This window comes from Acinetobacter sp. Ac8, from assembly GCF_055392545.1.
Genome location: NZ_AP043689.1, coordinates 2,598,595 through 2,619,250 on the forward strand (window position 1 = coordinate 2,598,595; position 20,656 = coordinate 2,619,250).

Here is a 20,656-nt window from a genome sequence, read left to right on the forward strand (position 1 = left end):
TTTCTCTTTAAATGAAATTTTAAAGTTTATTCATCTAAACAAGCATCTTCAATCAACTGACTACCCTGTGGAAATTTAGTCACAGTTCTATAAGTTTTAGTAAGATCTGCATTGTAATCATAATATCCTGCATACAAGAAAATTTTTCTAGCTTCGCAGTCGTGATAACCAATCATTTTGATATAATTTTGAAGCTCATATTCTCTACCAAATATTATTCTAGTAACAATCACTTTATATTTAGGTTGATCTAAATCTGTTTCTCGTTCTGCGATTAATTTATCATTTCCAGGATACCGCGTATGATCACGATCAAAATATTCTTTGAATCTCTCTATATTTAATTTTTTATCAAAAATTGGCATTATTGGATCTGCATAACAAAGCTGTGATATCCATAAAAGAAATAAAAAAAAGATTTTTTTCATAATTTATAATTTTTTGAATGCTCTATAAAAGAAATTTAGCTTACATAAAATTAAAGCCCATCCATTGATGAGCCTTTCAGTTATTTGGTTTGTTTCGGGTCAACTTTATAACAATCGGTTTGCATCTTCGGTGAGAGTGTATTGCTGTTAAGCATACTCATCCCATTCTGACTCTGATATCTAAAGCGATCATAATCACTCATTGTTGATGTAATGTTACTGACATCTGCTCCATATCCCATACAATGCGCATGATTACTTTCTAAATCATAACTGGTACAAGATACTAAGAAAAAAAAGCTAATAAATATTAATGATTTCACTTGTGTTTTTACTTTAAAGGCTAAAAAATAATTTGGTTTAAGTAGATGTCGATAACGCCCGTCTACATCATAAAAATATGCCATATCCGATGTATAAGATCAATATATCTTCACCGCCTTGAGCCACCATGTTATATACTATTTTAGATAAATTTACCGTAATTACCTTTGTATGTCTGACTTACAACTTTCCTTAAGTGAATACCTTGCAACAGTTCAAGAAGTTATACGTGTAACTTTTGATGAACCAATATGGGTAAAAGCTGAGATTAGAAATCTAAGTATCAAGGGCGGCCATTACTATTTAGAACTTGCAGAAAAGGAGGAAGATTCAGATAAAGTCATTGCCAGTTGTAAGGCAACAATCTGGAAATTCTCTGCTGCCAAAATGGTATTAAAATTTGAACGTGAAAGTGGTGTTGAACTCTCTCGCGATCTCAATGTACTGATTAAAGTGAAAGCTGTATTTAGTCCCCAATATGGTTTTTCAGTCAATATTGAAGCAATAGATTCAAGTTATACCCTAGGTGATATCGCACGGCGTTATCAACAAATTTTAGAAAGACTGACCAGCGAAGGTTTACTCAATAAAAATAAATTACTCCCTGCCCCATTTGATATTCAAAATGTGCTCGTCATTGCTCCTGAAAATGCTGCTGGCTTGGGTGACTTTAAGAAAGATGCAGACGCTCTCGATCAAGCTGGCGTTTGTCATTTTGTCTATCATACGGCAACGTTTCAGGGGAACACTGCGGCTACAAGTATTTCTGAAGCTTTAGCAAATGCATTACGACAATGGGCGAAAGACCTCAGTACACCACCAGATCTTATTGTGATTATTCGTGGTGGAGGTGCAGTCAATGATCTGGCCTATCTCAATGACTACAATCTCGCTGCGCTACTCTGCAAACGCTCTGTTCCAATCTGGGTAGGTATAGGCCATGAAAAAGATAGAACCATTTTAGATGAAGTGGCGAACCGTTCTTTTGATACACCGAGTAAAGTGATTGGAGGTATTCGAAATCTAATCGTAGAGCGCACCCAAGACGTGCTAGATTCTCTACATAAGATTAAACTGTTATCTCAGCATCAAATCACAGCTTATCAAAGCCAGAATGATCAGTACATCAAAGTCATTAAAACGCTTTCTCAAGGGCAGATCAATGAAGCAAATAAAAGCTTAGATTTGATGAAAGGTACTGTTCAGTATTTGGCACAGCAACTGATTAAATTGGCATCCAATCAAGTTGAATCACTCATGCGTGAAACGCTTTTGCAAAATCCACGTCATGTCATGGCCAAAGGTTATGCTATTGTTCGTAGTGATGGTAAAGCCATTCGTTCTATTCAACAAATTTCAACTGATCACATCCAAGTAGAGTTATTGGATGGTACGATCAACGCAAATGTGACACAGGTATTATGCAATGGCTAAACAAGATTTAACGTTTAAAGAAGGTTATGACGTTTTAAAGAAAAATGCAGAATTATTAGAATCTCAAGAAGAACCTGATATTGATAATTTGATGAAGATTGTTGAAGAATCCATGTCTGCATATAAAGCCTGTAAGTCACGTGTAGATGCGGTGCAACAGGCTCTAAATGAGACTTTTAAAGAATAGACAGATAATCAATCTAAATGTTCAATAACTTTATAACTTCTAAACATGCTATTTCTCCTATAACAATAAGAGAAATAGCACTACAAATATAATTAAATCAAAAAATTATTAGTAATTAAACACTTAACATACTATTTAAGGTTTCACTGACATTTTTTGATTTCACTTGAGATTTTAATCCTTCAAGTGCGGCTTTTACTTCACTTCGTTGTGGTTCAGCTAATGTATACCAGCGTGTAAGGACTTGGAGTAAACGAGAGCCAACAATTGGATTCTTCTCATCCAAATACTTCGCCAAATCTACAAAATGCTGAACACCAAAACTCCATGCATTGACAGGATTGGCATTTAAACCACCACTCACTGAACGAATACGGTTAGGTGTACCTAAATCATAATCAGCATGTGACGTTAAATACTGAAGCGTTTCAGCCGTTGCTTTTGGATGCGCTGCTTGAATCATAAACCATTGATCTAATGACAATGCTTCATCCTTAAAGCGCTTATAGAAGTCCGCTAAGGCTGCTTTTGCTTGTGGAGCATCATTCCATACCAATACTTTAAGTGCGCCAAGTCGCTCAGACATATTCACAGAATTTTCATACTGTGCATAAGCCAAATCAAATACTGCGGTATCCCCCTGACGCGCCATAAAACTCAACATGATATTTTTCAGAGCACGAACACCCATTGCTTGTGAAAATTCATTTTGTGAATCTGGATCAAGTGATACATATGTTTCTTTAACAAAGTCACCCAAGACTTTAGCCAATTGATTCAACAAGGCTTCACGTGCTTCATTTACAATCAAAGGATTATAATCTTGATCAATGCGACTACCCAAATAACCTTCACTTGGTACATCAAATAAGCGTGACGCCAATAGCGGATCTTTTTCAATTACATTTGGTAAGGTCTGTTTAATTGCATCTACATAAATTTGAGCATCATGACCATTAAGCAAAATACGCTCAAGCAAAGTCTGTGTGGCTTGCCACTGGTTAAAACCATTGGTTTCATATTGTAATAAGAAGGCAAGTTCTTCATCTGAATAGTTAAATTCAAGATTTACCGGTGCTGAGAAATTACGTAATAAAGATGCTACAGGCTTTTCGGTCACACCTGTAAATTCAATACTTGCTTCTGTTTGATCAAACAAATACACCCCATCTTTTACCCCATTCTCAAATAAAGCCTCAGAATGCAGGGTGTACTGCTCACCTGTTTCTGCATTAAACAATGCTAAAGCCACAGGAATAGGTACAGCTTTTAAGTTTGGATATTTAGGATGGGGTTTTAAACTTTGTTTAAAGCTTAAACGATAAGTTTGAGTACTCGCATCATATTCACCTTTCGCTTCAAGCTTTGGCGTTCCTGGTTGGTTATACCAGATTAAAAATGCAGATAAATCGACACCTGAACCCGCAGTTAAGGCAGCAACCCAATCTTCAACAGTGACCGCTTGACCATCATGACGTTGAAAATATTCATCGGTACCCTTACGGAATTTTTCCTTGCCCAATAAAGTTGACATCATGCGGTTAATTTCCGCACCTTTCTCATACACTGTCGCGGTATAGAAATTGTTGATTTCTACAAAATGATCTGGACGTGGCGGATGCGATAATGGACCTGCATCTTCTGGGAATTGATGCGCTTTAAGCACAGCAACATCGTCAATACGTTGTACTGCAGCCGATTGTAAATCTTCTGAAAAAGACTGATCACGGAAAACTGTTAAGCCTTCTTTTAAACACAATTGGAACCAATCACGGCAAGTAATACGGTTACCTGTCCAGTTATGGAAATATTCATGAGCAATTACAGACTGTACACGCATGATTGCGGCATCAGTGGTATATTCTTCATCAGCAAGCACACATGATGTATTGAAAATATTTAAACCTTTATTTTCCATTGCACCCATATTGAACTGACTGGTTGCCACAATCATATAATTGTCTAGATCGTATGCACGTCCATAATGTTCTTCATCCCAACGCATAGAATGCTTTAACGCTTCCATCGCAATATGACATTTTGGGATATCTTTTTCTTCTGCATAGATTTCTAAAGCCACATCACGACCTTCTGAAGTGGTATAACGGTCTTTTAAAACCGCTAAATCACCAATCACACAGGCAAATAAATAAGCTGGTTTTTTGGTTGGATCTTCCCAAATGGTATAATGGCGCTCTTCACCAGTTTTACCCGCTTCAATCAAGTTACCATTTGCCAAAAGTACAGGATATTTGTTATCGGCTTCTACACGAGTGGTAAACACAGATAAGACATCTGGACGGTCAGGATAGAACGTAATTTTACGGAAACCTTCTGGCTCATTTTGAGTGACAAATAAATCACTCCCCGCAAGATATAATCCTTCGAGTTGTGTATTGGTTTCAGGATGAATGACCACAGATGTTTCAACGATGGCTTCATCTGGTGCATTGGCAATCACCAATTGCTCAGAATCAAGCTTATACTCACTTTCAGTAAGTTTCTTACCATTAATAAAAATTGATTTAAGCTCAAGATCGCGTCCAAGCAATACCATATCTCCTGCTGCTTGGCGTTTCATGACTAATTTGCTATTTACATTGGTATGGTCATCATAAACTTGGATATCGAGATTGATTGAATCTACAACATATGAAGGTTTTTGATAATCTTTTAGATATATAGTTTGATCTGCTTCAACTACTGGGTTTGCCGCGATATTCATATGATGTCCTAATCCTATTGTTGAGCTTCGACTTGTTATCGTGAGCTTGATCATCAATCAAATTTCACAAAGTGTCTGTTCTGTACTGTTGATTAATTTCTATATGGGTCTAGTTGAAATTAATTTCAATTGTTGGAATGCAAAAAACGTGCGAGATGGCCTATATTTATACAACAATTTATCCTGTAAATTAGAAATGATGCTTATGAAAATTAATGCAATAAAAAGCAAACAAGATTTTTTAACATTTTTAGATAATCTCAAACAAGATCATCTTGAAAATATTCAACAATGGGAAAATAAAGATTTGCAAAGCTTTTTAGCAGCAATGCACAGTTGGGTGGAAGATATGGAGGGTTTTTATGCAAATACCCAACAGCCACAACCAGAGCACATGCCATGGAAAATTTTTGCAGATATTTTAATGGCTGGAAAAATCTATGAATAATAACAAGAAAACTTTGAGGAAAATATATGAAATCGCTTAGGCTATTTATAACTATAATGAGTCTTCTCCCTTTGCCTGTTTATGCAAAGCAAACTACCCCATTTTTTTGCTTTAAAGAAAGTCAAAACAACGTAGACAAATTGTCAACAAACCCGAACCTTCTGCTTATTTCTGAGGAAGAATTTCCAAAGGTTAAAACAGTTCAATATTATCCTTATATGAAAAAAATCTCGTTAAAGTTTACCCACTATGATGCTGTTGATACAGCACAAGGTAGACCAAGTGAATTTCACGATTTCTATAAAGAAATAATCAATCAGAAAGAAACTGGAAGTTATGAAATCGTTTATCAAGGTGCTGTGCTTTACAATGTCAATTACACCAGCAAAAAAACCAAGAAAATGACCCAATTCGACAGACTCTATCCGGATGATGAACTAATTTTTCAAAAACTTAAGCAAAATGGGGTTGAATGTTTTTAACGGTATTTTTACAAAGAAAAACTTAGAATAATGCCTTCTTTATCTGAAATTATGGATAATGGCTGTAAATGAAACAAAGATATGGAATTATGAAGTTGCGAACCTTGCTCAGTGTATGTGGTTTTACTTTGTTGAGTCTAAGTACCATCAGCCACGCAAATCCTGAGTTTCTCCCCCCAGATCAAGCTTTTCAATTCTCTGCTGAATCAATTTCAGAAAATAAAGCACAATTGAAATGGACAGTTGCACCTCACTATTACCTTTATCATGATCAATTTAAAGTAACAGTCAACAATAAAGCTGTACCTTTAAGCCTCCCAAAAGGTCATATCAAAGATGATCCAACCTTTGGGAAAACAGAAGTTCATTATGAAAATGTGACTACACAGATTCAGGTCAAACCAAATTCACAATATTTAGTGATGTATCAGGGTTGTTCTGCGGATGGCTTATGTTATCCATTACAAAGGAAAACTATTGCAACTGATGCAGATGGCTTATTACCACAAAGCAATACATCGTCTAAGCACCTATTCAATAATAATAATTCAAATAGCACATTACTCAATCAGCCTGATACTGTCCCAGCTCAAGATAAAAAGCTCAAAGAAAACGCTGAAACTAAAGCCAATTCAACTGTTGAAAAACCAGTTCCAAACAAAGTATTGGATGACCAAACTATTCAGCTTGGACAAAAAACTGTCAATAAAGCAGATAACACTGTAAATCTAATCGACCCCAATGCTTCTGTTGCAAGTAGCAATGCAATTACAGATACGGAAAATTCTGCTGATTTAAACAGCAATACGGGCACTAAAAACAATACATCGTCATTACAATGGAATGATGATCAATCATTCTTTAAACTATTGTCTAAAGATTCTCTGTTTCTAAATTTATTGGTGTTTTTCGGTTTAGGTATTTTACTGGCGTTTTTACCCTGTTCGCTGCCACTTATTCCAATTCTCTCTGGCATCATCATTCAGCGCGCGAAAGGTTATAAAGCTGTTGTGATTGCCTTGTGTTTTGTAGTGAGTATGGCCGTGGTTTACGCCATTATGGGGATTGTGGTTGCTGAAATTGGTTATAGCTTTCAACGTTGGTTCCAAAGCCCTTGGATCGTTTCATTGTTTGCAGTTTTATTTGTTGTATTAGCTTTAAATTTATTTGGTTTATATCAATTAAACTTACCGCAATTCATCACCAATAAATTAAGTCATCTGCAAAATAATCAAAAAGCTGGGACAGTGCTCGGTGCTGTAGTTATGGGTGCATTATCAGCACTTATTGTTGGCCCTTGTATGAGTGCCCCACTTGCTGGCGCATTATTATTTGTTTCACAAACTCAAAGTGCTGTATTAGGTGGTTTGTACTTATTTATTCTCGGTCTAGGTATCGGTTTACCTTTATTTATCGCTAGTGTATTTGGTTCTAAATTATTACCAAAACCAGGTAAATGGATGGATCGGATTAAAGTCAGTTTTGGCTTTATTATGCTGATGGTTGCATTGTACTTTATTCGCCCTATGCTGCCTTCGACTGTCTATGCTGCAATTTTTGCCTTGCTGTGTATTGCATTGGCAATCTATCTCTTTATTGCTCTACGTGACAGTGAAAAAACGGTTAATAAAGTTATTCTTGCCATTATCGCAATAGCCAGTTTAATGGCTGGTTTTTGGAATATTCAACAAAGTTATTCTGCTTATCAAATTCAACATAGCCAAACAGAACATTTAGTTTGGAATAAAGTGACCACCGCTGAACAATTAGAACAGGCTTTGATCAGTGCTAAACAGCAAGGCAAACCCATCATTATTGATGTCTATGCGGACTGGTGTGTGGCGTGTCAACCGATTGAAAAAGAGGTATTCCCACGTACCGATGTACAAGAGGCATTGAAAAACTTCACCCTCATCCAATTAGACTTAACGGAATACAACGCCTCACAAGACATCATTTTAAAACAACGTGAAATTTTAGGTCCGCCAACCATGCTGTTTTTAAATAGCAATGCAGAAGAAATCCGTGAATTGCGTTTTACAGGTACCTTCTCAGCGCCACAACTTATTCATCAAACTGAAAAAATACACACAGGACGTTAAGCACACTCTCCATGATCACTGCACAAGCAATTCATTTAGGACCGATTATGTTGCCATGGGGATTAACCATCCTCATGCTTGCGATACTGATGAGTGTCGTAATTGGAAAGTTTAGCTTTCAATATTTTAGCATTTCAAATTTACAATGGGCTGCGTTTAAAGACTCGATTTGGTCTGCATTCTTGGTCGGCTTGTTATCTGCACGACTTGGCTTTGTCTTACTCAATTTAGATGTTTATTTAGAGCATCCAATTGAAATATTGAAGATTCAAGATAAAGGTTTTCATCTTTATGTAGGAATTGCTTGTGCTGGGCTATGGATGATTTGGAAAAATCGATCTCTAAAGAAAAGCTTTATTGCACTATGCTTTGCAGCTTTTGCCCTGTTTTTCATTTCAGGTCAATATTTCTATCAACAGGTACAATTGCAATACCAACAATTTCCTCAAGTCAATTTAGTCAATCTTCAACAAGAGCATGTTGAGCTGACGCAGTTCCTCGGCAAACCCACCGTAATTAATCTTTGGGCCAGTTGGTGTCCGCCTTGCAGACGTGAAATGCCAGTGTTAAATGATGCTCAACAACGATATGCCAATGTGCAATTTGTCTTTATTAATCAAAATGAAGATGCCAAAACGGTGCAAACGTATTTGCAACAACACAAACTTAATTTGCATTGGACTTTACTGGACTTTGACGGCGTAACGGCACAAAAAATGGGAATGTTTGGCTTACCCAGCACCTTATTTTTTAATGCACAAGGTAAATTAATCGATACACATATGGGGGAACTTACCCATGCTGCACTTCACCAAAAAGTTCAAAGGATAGTTTCGGAATAATCTATTTCATTGGCATTGATTAAAGAATTATTGCTTTTAACCTTAGGAGTCATCTTGATGATTGATTTAAAAACACTCGGTATTTATTCGCTTGGTTTGGTATTAAGTGGCTCTTTGTTTGCTGCTGATGCAAATTTCCTTAAAAATAAATTGGAAAAAGAAGGTTATAACTTTGTTAAGCAAATAGATGCACCCGAGGGTTTAGAAGGTTGGACGGGCTATAAAGATGAATATCCATCGACTATCTTTATTTCAAAAGATCAAAAGCACTATATCGTCGGTGACCTATTTAATGCTTCAGGAAAAAATTTAACCGAAGAAGCGATTAACACCCATGTTAAAGGTGCCGTATTAGATGAAATTTGGAAAAGCCTAGAAAAATCAACTTGGATTCAAGACGGCGATCGCAATGCGCCAAAAGTCGTTTATGTGTTTAATGACCCAAACTGCCCCTACTGCCATACCTTCTGGCAACAAGCACGTCCCTTTGTAGATTCAGGAAAAGTTCAATTACGTCATATTATGGTTGGGGTCATTCGCCCAAGCAGCAAAGGACAAGCCGCAACGATTTTAAACAATGCCAATCCTGCAGAAATTTTTAAACAATACAATTTAAGCAACGGTAAGAATAAACTGGTGGAAATGAAAAGCATTCCTAAGCCGTTATCTGAAAAGTTAGATGAAAATACCAAACTGATGGATAAATACGGTTTTTATGCTACTCCTGCAATGGTATGGAAAGATGCAAAAGGTGAAATTCAAAGCCAGCAAGGCGCACCGAAAGACATTAAAAAGTTATTTGATTAAACAGTGATAAAAATGAGTGATTAAAACCCACTCATTTTTGATTAGGGTGTTTTGCATATTTAAAATGAATTGAGTGACATGCAGTTTTATTTTAACTCTTAAACCATTGTTTCACTTGAAATCTGATAATTTAAAATTTATCGTGGTTTTATTTTAGAGAGATCGTTTAACAATTCCATAAGCTGCTGGATTTTCTCTGCACCATATTGTGTTTGAATATCTGTATAGCTTTCTTCCATTTTCACCGCTTGCGTCTCAAAGTATCTTTTACCTTCATCGCTCAGCTGAATCAAACTCACCCGTTGATCATGTAGATCTTTTCGTTTCTTAATCAGATTTTGATCAAGCATACGATTTAAAATCCCCGTTAAACTGGGTCTTAAAATACATGCCAAATCAGCCAAGTGGTTATTTTCAAGTTCATCATATTGATAAAGTACAGAAATCACACGCCATTGCTGCTCAGTCAAACCCATTTCATTTAAAATCGGTCTAAAATGCATCATTGTAGCTTCTCGCGCTTGTAACAAAGCTAAAGTCAGAGATGGCGATACGCGAATCGGTTTCATAAAAATCCTTTAAATAAAAAATTAACAGATAGATTAATCACTTGATTAATTAAAGAATTTCTTCAATACATATACAGCAACAACCTCACGATTTGACTGATCAGTAAATTCATACAAATCCATATTTTCTTGACGACAAAATGATAATAAAAATTTATGCTGCTCATGCGAACAATCTCACAGTAACAACATCTACCCAAAATAAAAATATTGCGGTAATGCTAGTGCATATCATAAAAAAATCATCAATAAAATGAATGACTCACTTTATTTATATGATTGTAGTATATAGCAAAATTTTCAACTTTTGTTCAAGTGCTTCAGCCTGTTTGGCTTTATCCACGATCTTGAATTACCCTGCTATTCTTTTTAAAATTCTGCGCAAAAGCGAATGCTGGTTGATTTTTCTGTTTCTTTTTTGAGTGGTTATTTTCTTTTTAATCGTCTTGCTGTCTTTTTCCGATATTCAGGTAAATAAAATCCATAAAAAAATGCATTAAAAAACTCGCAATTAAGCGAGTTTAGGGTGCGTCAATCATACGATTGACGCTTAAAGCCACACAAAATACAGACCAGGGAAAATCAAATCTTGTACTGCTTTAATGCGTCTATTATTGATCATTTTTTTAAAAACAACTTATCATTTTCAGCCAATTAAATATCATTTTCTGACTAAAATAAGGCTTAAATGACATTTTGTTTATTTCTTAATCGAACAAAATCGCTCAAGCGTCATTCCTGACTGCTCAATACTTTGCTTTTGTCGATCTAAAAAATTATTGGCGATCACCAACATCATATTGGCTGTATCAAGTTCTAAATTTTCTTTCGAAATCCTAGCAATTGCTTGATAAGCATCTAAACGTGAACAAAATGCTTGATGCTGCTCAATCGCAGTGATCGTGCTATGCGCTTCATCCAAGATATGTTTAGTTGCATTGACTTGATCAGTATAGGTTTGAATACGTTGATCATACTGTTCTTGAGTGAGTTTTTGCGTGGATGGTTCAGCAAAACTTTGCGTGCTCAATCCACTACTCAGAACAATACTGCAGAGGGTCAAAATAAATCTATAGATCATGCTTGAGCAAACCTTTTATTTATAGAATATCTGCTTTCCATACATCTTCGTATTCATCAGCATCTATCATAAATCTAAAGCCTTGTTCCAAAGCCAGATAAGGGATCGCATCAGGAAAAACCTCTTCAAGCTCTTTTACACTGATTACATCAAAAAAATCTTCACCCTCTTCCAACTCACCACCATAAATAAACCATGACACATTTTCAGCATCAGGCTGTTTACGTAAACCCACGATCGGTTCTTTACTTAAGGTTTGCTTAGCGATAGCCACGAGATCCGTTTCATTGACTTTGATATATCGAGAGTCAAATTCTTCACACACTAATTTCTGTTCTTCTACAAAATCTTGCAACATGTACATTTCCGAACGATTGGATTTTGTCAAATTGTAAGCCGACAGTTTGACAATCACAATCAATTCACCAAAAGAATCTTGCATCACGCGTTTATTTTGTTAAACTTGATTGTGTTACATTTTCAAGGTGAATCGTGATGCCGCCAAATTTGACTCCGCCATCGAAGTTAAATGATCGCTCTGTAAGAGAAAATTTTAAGACAATCAATTCTCTTATTTCTGTTATCGAGCCTATCTCAAAGCAAGATTTACGTACAATTGAATTTCGTAGCAACATCTGTATTCCCTATCCTTTGGAAACCGTTGCAGCAGGTTTTCCATCACCCGCTCAAGACTATACTGAAAAAAAAATTGATTTAAATGAACACTTAATTCATAACCCTATTGCAACCTTTATGTTAAAAGTTAACTCCTTATCAATGAAAAATGCAGGTATTGAAATTGGAGATGAAATTTTAATTGACCGTAGCCTAGAGGCTGAACACGGCGATGTTGTTTTGGCATTAATCAACAATGAATTTACAGTCAAACGCTTTATGCAAGTTAAAGTATCTACAGGAATTTATGATATTTGGCTTAAAGCAGAAAATCCTGATTTTCCAGATATTCATCCACACAGTGAAGAACAAATTATGATTTGGGGTGTTGTTACTTGTATTCTTAAAAAATTAAAATGATCATTGAACATCATAGCCTTTGTTTGTGCTACTCATCTTCAAGCTTCATTTGTGATACCCACCTAGTAACCAAGACTCACTAAAAATAGGTTAAAAAAATAATTGTTATGATTGAATCATTAAGACGTCTGGCACTCTCTCATCAAGGCCTAATTTCACCTGCTTCCTTTGGTACAGGATTATCTGGAACACGCCATGCGATTGAACATCTTGGCTATGTTCAGATTGATACAATTTCTGTAGTAGAACGTGCCCACCACCATATTTTATGGAGCCGTGTTCCAGACTATCAGCAAAGCCATTTAAATCAACTAGTCAAACAGCAGCATATTTTTGAATATTGGTTTCATGCAGCATCTTATTTACCAATGCAAGATTATCGCTATGCACTTCCTCATATGACATCGATTAGAAATGGTGAGCATCGTTATTTTAATCGCGGTGATCAAGCTTTTATGAATGAGATTCTAGCCCGGGCGAAAGCTGAAGGCAGTATTCGATTACGCAACATTGAACAAGGCAATAAGCAAAATTCGGGGGGCTGGTGGAACTCAAGTTTAGCGCGTCGTTCTATTGAGCAATTGTTTATGCAAGGCGATTTGATGATTTCTGAACGTAATGGTATGGAAAAAGTCTATCAACTGACCGAATATTGTATCCCAAGTCATCTTGATCTGAGTGTTCCTACACTAGAGGAATATGCCCGCTACTTGTTCAATACCACACTCCGTGCACATGGGGTGTTTGCATGGAAGCAATTGTTGCATTTAAAAGTTGGGCAAAAGATTCGTGAGGCAATGCGTGACATCGTCAATGAACAATTAGATGCAGGTATGATCACCACTTTAGCTCAATTAGGCAATAGTGACAAAGAGAGTCAAAATCTTTATATCCAAACCGATGCCTTAGAACAGATCCCCAATATTGAGTTAAAAGTCAAAATTCTCTCTCCTTTTGACAATCTGGTAATACATCGTGAACGTTTAAATACCCTGTTTAAATTTGATTATCGTTTGGAATGTTATGTGACACCACCTAAACGTGTATTTGGTTATTTTTGTTTACCTATTTTATATGGGGATCAAATTGTCGGACGTATAGATTGCAAAGCACATCGGGCAAAAAATCAATTTGAAGTCATCAGTCTACATCTTGAACCCCAGCATCTTAATCATACTATTGCAGACCCAGCGCATTTCTTTAGCGCACTAAACACTGAAATACACCATTTTGCCCAATTTAATCAATGTATAAATATAAATGAAGGTCTTCATAAAATTCTTGATGAAAGCAATAAACGATTTAAGTAATCGACAACGTAAGCTTAAAATCAAGACACTTAAAAATGAAGAAGCTTAAAATTCAAAATAGCTAGAATGACAAAACGCCTCAGTTGAGGCGTTTTGTCATTTAGAAGCTACGATTAAGATGAGTTCAAAGCCCTATTTTTGCTGAGGCTTGTGTTGGCTTTGCTGATTTTGTTGAGCCTGTTGGTTGGATTGTTGCTTTTGCTGATTTTGTTGATTTGATTGTTGATCTTGCTGACTGTGTTGCTTCTGCTGCTGATTAGATTGGTTGGGTTGACCTTGTTGGTCATTCTGCTGGTTTTGTTGCTGATTGTGTTGTTGATTCTGTTGAGAACTATGTTGTTGATTAGCCATTTTCATATCCATCCTTTTCAATATTGGGATATGCCGTACAAATCGACGACAACTGTTAATTTAGCCCTCTCAGTTTTCTATACAAGGATTGAGATGTTTCATTTTTCGACATTGTAAGTTGCAATTTAAGATATACCTTTTAAAAGAACCACTTCTCTATTTGCTCTTTTTACCTAAATTACTTAAACCACTACGAAGCTCAACAGTGCTTAGTCAGTTTTGCATCTCACCACACCGACGATTTAGTCATCCAGCCCAAAGGATGAACAAATCCACACTAGATTTGATTTGAATTTATTTTAAACATCTTTTAATATTTCACTTGAATTTGTAACTTTTTCAAAACAGCCCATGAGCGAACAAATTTTTGCTTTGATCGACATTAACAATTGTTATGTCAGTTGCGAACGCGTATTTAACCCCAGTTTAAATAATAAGCCAGTTGTCGTCTTAAGCAATAATGATGGTTGTGTCGTTTCACGAAGCAATGAAGCCAAGGCGTTAAACATAGATATGGCAATCCCTTGGCATGAAGTTGAACAACAAGCTAAAAAAGCTGGGGTACTCGCCTTTTCAAGTAACTATGCTTTATATGGTGATTTTTCAGATCGTTTTTTTAAAATTTTAAAGATTTTTTTTAAAGATGAGGATTTGGAAGCCTACTCTATTGATGAATGTTTTATCAATCTCAGCTCTTACCAAGACTTATTCGATCTACAGGATTACTGTAGAAAACTCATCAAAACCATCCAAAAATGGCTTGGTCTGCCCTGTTGCATTGGTATCGGCTATAGTAAAACCCAAGCCAAGCTTGCCAACAATTTTGCCAAGAAACGTAGAGGCTTTGATAGCGTTTGTGACCTGACTGATTTAGATTTATGCAGTTTTGAAGGCCTACTGCTTGAAACCAGTGTTGCAGAAGTCTGGTGCGTTGGACGTAAAACCAGCAAACGCTTACAAGCTTATAATATTTATAATTGCTATGACTTAACTTTTGCCAATGAACATTACCTTGCACGCGAGTTTTCAGTGGTCATTGGACGCACCATTCGTGAGCTAAAAGGTCAATCCTGCATTGCATTGGACGATGCAGACGTTCCCTCCAAACGCATCCTTTCCTCACGCAGTTTTGCATCTGCTCTAAACAATGTTGAGATTATCAAACAAGCCATTATTTTCCATGTCAATCGTGCGCATCAACGACTGAGCAAGCAACGACAGCTGTGTGCTGTTGTGCATGTTTCCTTATATGAAAAAGTTGCACAGGTGCCCTATAAAAAGGCACAAAGCAGTGTCATTGGCTTGATGTATGCAACAGACGATTTGATGATTTTAACCAAGTCAGCATTACAGCAAATTGATGTTTTATTTAAAGAAAATTTAAAGTATGTAAAAGTTGCTGTGATGTTCTCAGCACTGCATAGCAAAAGCCAGCACATCAATGACTTATGGCATCCTGTAGACTTTATTCAGCAACGTGATCAACTTATGGATACGCTCTCAAGTATGAAACAACGCTTTGGCTCAGACTGTATACAAGTGGGTTATCATTCCAACCAAGAAACATGGAAAATGCGCCAGCAAAATCGGTCTCCAAGCTATACAACACGTTGTAGTGAGATCTTATCTATTGACGATAGTCATATGGCTGTTACACAAATCAAATGAATAGTTTTGGTCACTCAGTTTAAAATAAAGTCTCTGTAAAACATCTGCTAAAAATGTCATATTTTAACATTGCCATTTACAGACAAAATTAACATTATATAGCCCATACAAGGCACTGCCTTTCCGCGACGATTCAAAGAAAATATAAAGTATTTGTGGAAAAATATGCCATAATATGCAAACTTTGCAGACATCTTGCAAATTTTTTTGCGACTTTTGAATTGGAGCACTCTCAATGAGTTCGACCATTTTGGTCATTCACGGACCAAACTTAAACTTGCTAGGAAAGCGCGAACCTGAGGTCTATGGTCACCTCACATTGGATGACATTAACCAACAATTGAGTCTCCAAGCACGTCAAGCCAATATAAGTTTAGATACTTTTCAAAGCAACTGGGAAGGTGCTGTGGTCGATCGTATTCACCAAGCACAACAAGACGGCATAAAATTTATCATTATTAATCCTGCCGCGTTGACCCATACCTCAGTCGCTATACGTGATGCCCTACTTGGCGTTGCGATTCCATTTATTGAAGTACATCTTTCTAATGTTCATGCACGTGAAGCATTTAGACATCATTCTTATTTATCAGATAAAGCCGTTGGCGTCATTTGTGGTTTAGGTGCCAAAGGCTATTCTTTTGCACTTGATTTCGCCATCGAAAAACTTAAATCTTCAACCCAATCATAATTTAGGAATACGAACCCATGGATATTCGCAAAATTAAAAAGCTCATCGATTTGATGATCGAATCTGATCTTCAAGCAATTGAAGTGAAAGAAGGCGATCAATCGATTGCTTTAACTCGCCGTAATCCTGTGGTTGCTGCTGGTGTAGCACCTATTGCCCTCCCAACCGCTGAAGCGCCTGTAGTTAAAGCTGCCTCTCGTGGTGCAGTAGAAACGTCTCCAATGGTTGGTGTGTTCTACTCAGCACCAAGTCCTGGTGAAGCACCCTTTGTAAATGTAGGTCAAACTGTTTCTGCAGGTGAAACCCTTGGGATCATCGAAGCAATGAAAATTATGAACCCGATTGAAGCAACACAAAGTGGTGTAGTTGAAGAAATTTTAGTAAAAAATGGTGATGTAATCCAGTTCGGTCAACCTTTATTCCGCTACCGCGCGTAATACCTCGGGGGTTGATATGTTGCAAAAAGTTTTAATTGCAAACCGAGGTGAGATTGCGTTACGCATCACTCGAGCTTGCAAAACTTTAGGAATCAAAACTGTCGGCATTTATTCAGATGCTGATAAAGATTTGATGCATTTACGTTTTTGTGATGAAGCAGTATGTATAGGTCCAGGTGCAAGTAGCGAAAGCTATTTAAACATTCCTGCCATTATTACCGCAGCAGAAATTACCGGCGCAGATGCCATCCATCCCGGTTATGGTTTCTTATCTGAAAATGCTGAATTTGCAGAAATTGTAGAAAACTCAGGCTTTATTTTCATTGGACCGCGTCCTGAACATATTCGTCTAATGGGAAATAAAGTTTCTGCAATTACGGCGATGCGTAAAGCAGGTGTACCAACAGTTCCTGGTTCAGCACATGCAGTGACACCCAACAATGCATTGGCTGAAGCCAAAGAAATTGGTTTCCCGCTGATTGTAAAAGCTGCTTCAGGCGGTGGTGGTCGCGGAATGCGTATTGTTGAACGTGTCGATACATTACTTGAATCGGTTCAAGCTGCACAACGTGATGCTGAAATGTGGTTCGGTGATGATACGGTTTATATGGAACGTTTCCTGCAAAAACCACGTCATGTTGAAGTACAAGTTTTAGCAGATGGTAATGGTCAAGCGATTCATTTATATGACCGTGACTGCTCTTTACAACGTCGCCATCAAAAAGTGCTTGAAGAAGCACCTGCACCAGGTTTACCAGAAGAAGCCCGCGCGCATATTCTTGAAGCCTGTGTCAATGCATGTAAGTTGATGCAATACCGTGGTGCTGGTACTTTTGAGTTCTTATTTGAAGATGGTGAATTCTTCTTTATCGAGATGAATACCCGTGTTCAAGTTGAGCATCCTGTGACTGAACAAGTGACTGGTGTAGATATTATTGAACAGCAATTACGTATCGCTGCGGGTCTAGGTTTAAATCTTCAACAAGAAGATATTAAAATCGAAGGTCATGCGATTGAATGCCGTATCAATGCAGAAGATCCGTCGACCTTCTTACCATCACCAGGTAAAATTGAATCATTCTATGCGCCAGGCGGTGCAGGTATCCGTTTAGATTCTCATATCTATCAAGGGTATAGCATTCCTCCGTATTATGACTCAATGATCGCAAAGTTGATTTCTTATGGTAAAGATCGTGAAACTGCGATTGCCCGTATGAAACAAGCCTTGGATGAGATGATCTTGACTGGAATTAAAACCAATATTCCATTACATAAAGATCTGATCCTTGAAGACAAAAACTTCTGTTCACAAGCAATGGATATTCACTACCTTGAAAAACACTTGTTAAAACAAGTTCAAGGACATGAAAAAGATGCTTAATATGCATCCTCTAATCCAGTAAAAAATCCAATAAAAAACCTCTGTAAAATCAGAGGTTTTTTATTTTAAAGCAAATGCTTGATTATTTAGCCAAGCATTGATGCTTTAAATCAACTTAAGGCAAGACTCTGCGTAAAGTAGCAAAGCACTGATCGCCTTTGTCAGAAATACAAAAATTCAAAGTGTTCTTATTAATCCACTTCACAAAATATTGGGTAACTTCACCCGACTGATCTTCTTTACGCCCCGAACAATCAGTTTCATTATTTTCATAGCGAATTTGCATGATTAATGCGGGTGGCTTTTCCAGCGTATTATCGGGTGAAGGCTGATAATCAAACAGACCGATTGACCACTCTTTGGCACTATTCACCACCACTTCATTGGAACCGCGGAAATTATAATATTCTGTACATTTCTTATTTTCTGGAATTTCCATGCCCCATAAGCCTAAAATTTCAGGGCGAGTATTTATACGAATTGTGCTTGTGGTATTGGTTGCAGCCACAGTCGCAGGATTGGTTGCTTGAGGTTGAACTGTTTCAGCTCTCGCAAAAGGTGAAAGGCTAAGCAATAAAGAAATTATAAGTGCTGTTTTTTTCATACCAAGTCTGTATGTAATATTTCATCAGACATAAATTAGCATAGATTTAGAATAAAACATGTAAAATTAACCATATATGAACAATCTTTCTTGTTTAGTCTAGGCAAAAACATTTTTGTGACGAGCCCGAATTAAGGTAACTAAAACTATTGATTTATCGATATAAATAGATATGATTACTTATTAATACCTTAGCAGAGCCAGATAAAATATTGGCTTAGAGATTAATCCCTCTTTAGAATAGGTTAGAAAATTGCCTCGAGCTATCGCATATTTAAGTCAAACGCTTAAAGACAACATCTCTGCATTTTTTATTATTGCAATGATTATTTTTGTCTGCGCATTGGCTGGAATATTTGGTAGACCCTTATCCTTTCTTGCCATTTTTTGGCCCGCAAATGCTGTTTTACTTGGACTTTTTTTAAGGTTTCATCGCTTAAAAAATATAGGGGGATGGATTGGCGCATTTACCGCCTTTATGCTCGCAGATCTGCTTACTGGCAATTCATTTTTAATCACCTTCTTTCTGACTCTGGCCAATCTAGCTCACGCCTTGGTCACATTAGGACTGATTCGTTTTTTTAAACTGGATTATAAACAATATAATAAAGGCCTAACATTTTTATACTTATTTGCAATCAGTGCCTTTGGTGGTTGTTTAGCCTCACCAATCGTTGCAAGTTTAACAGTCCCTTATTTACCAAATACCTTTATGGTTATGGATAGAATCTGGATTGATTTTGGCATGTGGTGGACGGGTGAAATCCTCAATGTCATTGCCTTTTTACCGATTATATTGGCAATCCCAGATAAAAAAACCATTCAAAGCCATATCCAACAATTTAAACAACAGCCTTTTCAATACGAAAAATTTCTTCCGCTGTTGGGCGTGATTTTATCGGTCATTCTGACTCATTTTTTTCTGGGACCAGGTGCAATCATGTTCCCCATTGCAGCACTGGTCTGGGCTGCACTAAGCTATAATTTATTCTTTGTCTCTATCATTAACTGTATCGTGTGTATGCTGCTCTATAATGCATTGACTGCATATTATATCGCTCAATCTCCAGATGCCTATTTGGGCACTACTTTGTCTGTACGCATCGGTTTAATGATGTTGGCTTTAGGGCCTTTAACCCTTGCTATTATCAGTTTAAATCGCCAAAAACTTTATCACCAAATCTTATACTTAGCCAATCATGATGGTCTCACCACCACACTCAATCGTCGTTATTTCTATGAAGAAAGTGAACGTACCATTGCTGAGGATGTTGAAAAGCAACAAGCACACAGTGTTACGATTTTGGTTTTAGATTTAGATCATTTTAAGAAAATTAATGATCAATATGGCCATGTGATTGGCGATTATGTTTTGCAAGAGTTTACCCATCAAGTCAAAGCACAAATTCGTGCGAATGATCTATTTGGTCGCTTAGGTGGCGAAGAGTTTGCTATATTATTAAAAGATCTATCTTTAGAACAAAGTGTTGCCATTGCACAAAGAATTTGTAATAGCGTTTTTAATACCCCGATTCATTTAGATGATCAGCGTAGCTTAAATATCAGCGTCAGTATTGGCTTAAGTTATCAGACTTTACCCTATTGCATACCTTTTCAACAGCTGATTAAACGGGCTGATGATGCTTTGTATTTAGCCAAGGAAAAAGGTAGAAATCAACTTTGTCTAGAAACCACGATCGAACAAAACCAAAAGATATTTGCCCAATAACTCAAAACAGCAAGGGAAAGC

The 20,656-nt window shown here is 36.9% G+C and carries 22 protein-coding genes; 14 read left to right on the forward strand and 8 right to left on the reverse strand.

Annotated features, from left to right (window positions below):
* Positions 1 to 26 precede the first annotated feature (26 nt).
* On the reverse strand, positions 27 to 365 hold the full coding sequence (locus ACZ5QH_RS12310; protein WP_314335744.1) for a hypothetical protein: 339 nt from the start codon (positions 363 to 365) through the stop codon (positions 27 to 29).
* Positions 366 to 508: 143 nt separating this feature from the next.
* Complete coding sequence (locus ACZ5QH_RS12315) at positions 509 to 835, reverse strand: hypothetical protein (protein WP_303576864.1); 327 nt, start codon at positions 833 to 835, stop codon at positions 509 to 511.
* Positions 836 to 923: 88 nt separating this feature from the next.
* Between ACZ5QH_RS12315 and xseA the strand changes: the two genes are divergently transcribed.
* Together xseA and xseB are read left to right on the forward strand one after the other, a co-directional pair.
* Complete coding sequence (gene xseA, locus ACZ5QH_RS12320) at positions 924 to 2,186, forward strand: exodeoxyribonuclease VII large subunit (protein ID WP_303576863.1); 1,263 nt, start codon at positions 924 to 926, stop codon at positions 2,184 to 2,186.
* A complete protein-coding gene (gene xseB, locus ACZ5QH_RS12325; protein WP_034615548.1) occupies positions 2,179 to 2,373 on the forward strand; it encodes an exodeoxyribonuclease VII small subunit in 195 nt (64 codons plus the stop codon). Before xseA ends, xseB begins: the two co-directional genes overlap by 8 nt.
* Positions 2,374 to 2,488: 115 nt before the next feature.
* Here the strand turns inward: xseB and pepN are convergent, their stop codons facing one another.
* Complete coding sequence (gene pepN / locus ACZ5QH_RS12330) at positions 2,489 to 5,098, reverse strand: aminopeptidase N (protein ID WP_303576862.1); 2,610 nt, start codon at positions 5,096 to 5,098, stop codon at positions 2,489 to 2,491.
* 205 nt (positions 5,099 to 5,303) lie between these two features.
* Between pepN and ACZ5QH_RS12335 the strand changes: the two genes are divergently transcribed.
* The 5 genes from ACZ5QH_RS12335 (at position 5,304) to dsbG (ending at position 9,779) form a co-directional block, all read left to right on the forward strand.
* Positions 5,304 to 5,546: a DUF7660 family protein gene (locus ACZ5QH_RS12335; protein ID WP_303576861.1), complete on the forward strand. Its 243-nt coding sequence runs from the start codon at positions 5,304 to 5,306 to the stop codon at positions 5,544 to 5,546.
* Positions 5,547 to 5,572: 26 nt separating this feature from the next.
* A complete protein-coding gene (locus tag ACZ5QH_RS12340; RefSeq protein WP_303576860.1) occupies positions 5,573 to 6,028 on the forward strand; it encodes a hypothetical protein in 456 nt (151 codons plus the stop codon).
* A gap of 68 nt (positions 6,029 to 6,096) precedes the next feature.
* On the forward strand, positions 6,097 to 8,130 hold the full coding sequence (gene dsbD, locus ACZ5QH_RS12345) for a protein-disulfide reductase DsbD (RefSeq protein ID WP_303576859.1): 2,034 nt from the start codon (positions 6,097 to 6,099) through the stop codon (positions 8,128 to 8,130).
* 11 nt (positions 8,131 to 8,141) lie between these two features.
* On the forward strand, positions 8,142 to 8,972 hold the full coding sequence (locus ACZ5QH_RS12350; protein WP_303576858.1) for a TlpA disulfide reductase family protein: 831 nt from the start codon (positions 8,142 to 8,144) through the stop codon (positions 8,970 to 8,972).
* 57 nt (positions 8,973 to 9,029) lie between these two features.
* Entirely contained in the window at positions 9,030 to 9,779 is a 750-nt protein-coding gene (dsbG, locus tag ACZ5QH_RS12355) for a thiol:disulfide interchange protein DsbG (RefSeq protein ID WP_303576857.1), read from the forward strand.
* 137 nt (positions 9,780 to 9,916) lie between these two features.
* Here the strand turns inward: dsbG and hpaR are convergent, their stop codons facing one another.
* The 3 genes from hpaR to ACZ5QH_RS12370 all read right to left on the reverse strand — a co-directional run bounded on the left by hpaR (position 9,917) and on the right by ACZ5QH_RS12370 (position 11,787).
* On the reverse strand, positions 9,917 to 10,348 hold the full coding sequence (gene hpaR, locus ACZ5QH_RS12360; RefSeq protein ID WP_004821962.1) for a homoprotocatechuate degradation operon regulator HpaR: 432 nt from the start codon (positions 10,346 to 10,348) through the stop codon (positions 9,917 to 9,919).
* 700 nt (positions 10,349 to 11,048) lie between these two features.
* Positions 11,049 to 11,429, reverse strand: coding sequence for a hypothetical protein (locus ACZ5QH_RS12365; protein ID WP_303576856.1), 381 nt, complete (start codon positions 11,427 to 11,429; stop codon positions 11,049 to 11,051).
* Between the two features lie 19 nt (positions 11,430 to 11,448).
* Entirely contained in the window at positions 11,449 to 11,787 is a 339-nt protein-coding gene (locus ACZ5QH_RS12370) for an immunity protein Imm33 domain-containing protein (protein WP_034615602.1), read from the reverse strand.
* 137 nt (positions 11,788 to 11,924) lie between these two features.
* On the opposite strand from ACZ5QH_RS12370, the gene ACZ5QH_RS12375 reads away from it, so the two are divergent.
* Together ACZ5QH_RS12375 and ACZ5QH_RS12380 are read left to right on the forward strand one after the other, a co-directional pair.
* A complete protein-coding gene (locus tag ACZ5QH_RS12375; RefSeq protein WP_303576855.1) occupies positions 11,925 to 12,464 on the forward strand; it encodes a LexA family protein in 540 nt (179 codons plus the stop codon).
* A gap of 107 nt (positions 12,465 to 12,571) precedes the next feature.
* Positions 12,572 to 13,774 (forward strand): winged helix-turn-helix domain-containing protein, encoded by a 1,203-nt coding sequence (locus ACZ5QH_RS12380; RefSeq protein WP_303576854.1) that lies wholly within the window; start codon positions 12,572 to 12,574, stop codon positions 13,772 to 13,774.
* A gap of 132 nt (positions 13,775 to 13,906) precedes the next feature.
* On the opposite strand, the gene ACZ5QH_RS12385 is transcribed toward ACZ5QH_RS12380, so the two are convergent.
* Complete coding sequence (locus tag ACZ5QH_RS12385) at positions 13,907 to 14,125, reverse strand: hypothetical protein (protein WP_303576853.1); 219 nt, start codon at positions 14,123 to 14,125, stop codon at positions 13,907 to 13,909.
* 351 nt (positions 14,126 to 14,476) lie between these two features.
* On the opposite strand from ACZ5QH_RS12385, the gene ACZ5QH_RS12390 reads away from it, so the two are divergent.
* The 4 genes from ACZ5QH_RS12390 to accC all read left to right on the forward strand — a co-directional run bounded on the left by ACZ5QH_RS12390 (position 14,477) and on the right by accC (position 18,302).
* Complete coding sequence (locus ACZ5QH_RS12390; RefSeq protein ID WP_303576852.1) at positions 14,477 to 15,793, forward strand: Y-family DNA polymerase; 1,317 nt, start codon at positions 14,477 to 14,479, stop codon at positions 15,791 to 15,793.
* Positions 15,794 to 16,028: 235 nt separating this feature from the next.
* A complete protein-coding gene (gene aroQ, locus ACZ5QH_RS12395) occupies positions 16,029 to 16,484 on the forward strand; it encodes a type II 3-dehydroquinate dehydratase (RefSeq protein ID WP_004719793.1) in 456 nt (151 codons plus the stop codon).
* Between the two features lie 17 nt (positions 16,485 to 16,501).
* The gene (locus ACZ5QH_RS12400; protein WP_004719790.1) at positions 16,502 to 16,921 is read left to right on the forward strand and encodes an acetyl-CoA carboxylase biotin carboxyl carrier protein; all 420 of its coding nucleotides are present in this window, start codon (positions 16,502 to 16,504) and stop codon (positions 16,919 to 16,921) included.
* 16 nt (positions 16,922 to 16,937) lie between these two features.
* Positions 16,938 to 18,302 carry an acetyl-CoA carboxylase biotin carboxylase subunit gene (gene accC, locus ACZ5QH_RS12405; RefSeq protein WP_004719789.1) on the forward strand — a complete coding sequence of 455 codons (1,365 nt, stop codon included), beginning with the start codon at positions 16,938 to 16,940 and terminating at the stop codon, positions 18,300 to 18,302.
* A gap of 115 nt (positions 18,303 to 18,417) precedes the next feature.
* Here the strand turns inward: accC and ACZ5QH_RS12410 are convergent, their stop codons facing one another.
* Positions 18,418 to 18,906, reverse strand: a complete 489-nt coding sequence (locus ACZ5QH_RS12410; protein ID WP_303576851.1) for a hypothetical protein — start codon at positions 18,904 to 18,906, stop codon at positions 18,418 to 18,420.
* Between the two features lie 253 nt (positions 18,907 to 19,159).
* Here ACZ5QH_RS12410 and ACZ5QH_RS12415 point away from each other — a divergent pair, with 253 nt between their 5' ends.
* The gene (locus ACZ5QH_RS12415) at positions 19,160 to 20,635 is read left to right on the forward strand and encodes a GGDEF domain-containing protein (protein ID WP_034615571.1); all 1,476 of its coding nucleotides are present in this window, start codon (positions 19,160 to 19,162) and stop codon (positions 20,633 to 20,635) included.
* Positions 20,636 to 20,656 lie beyond the last annotated feature (21 nt).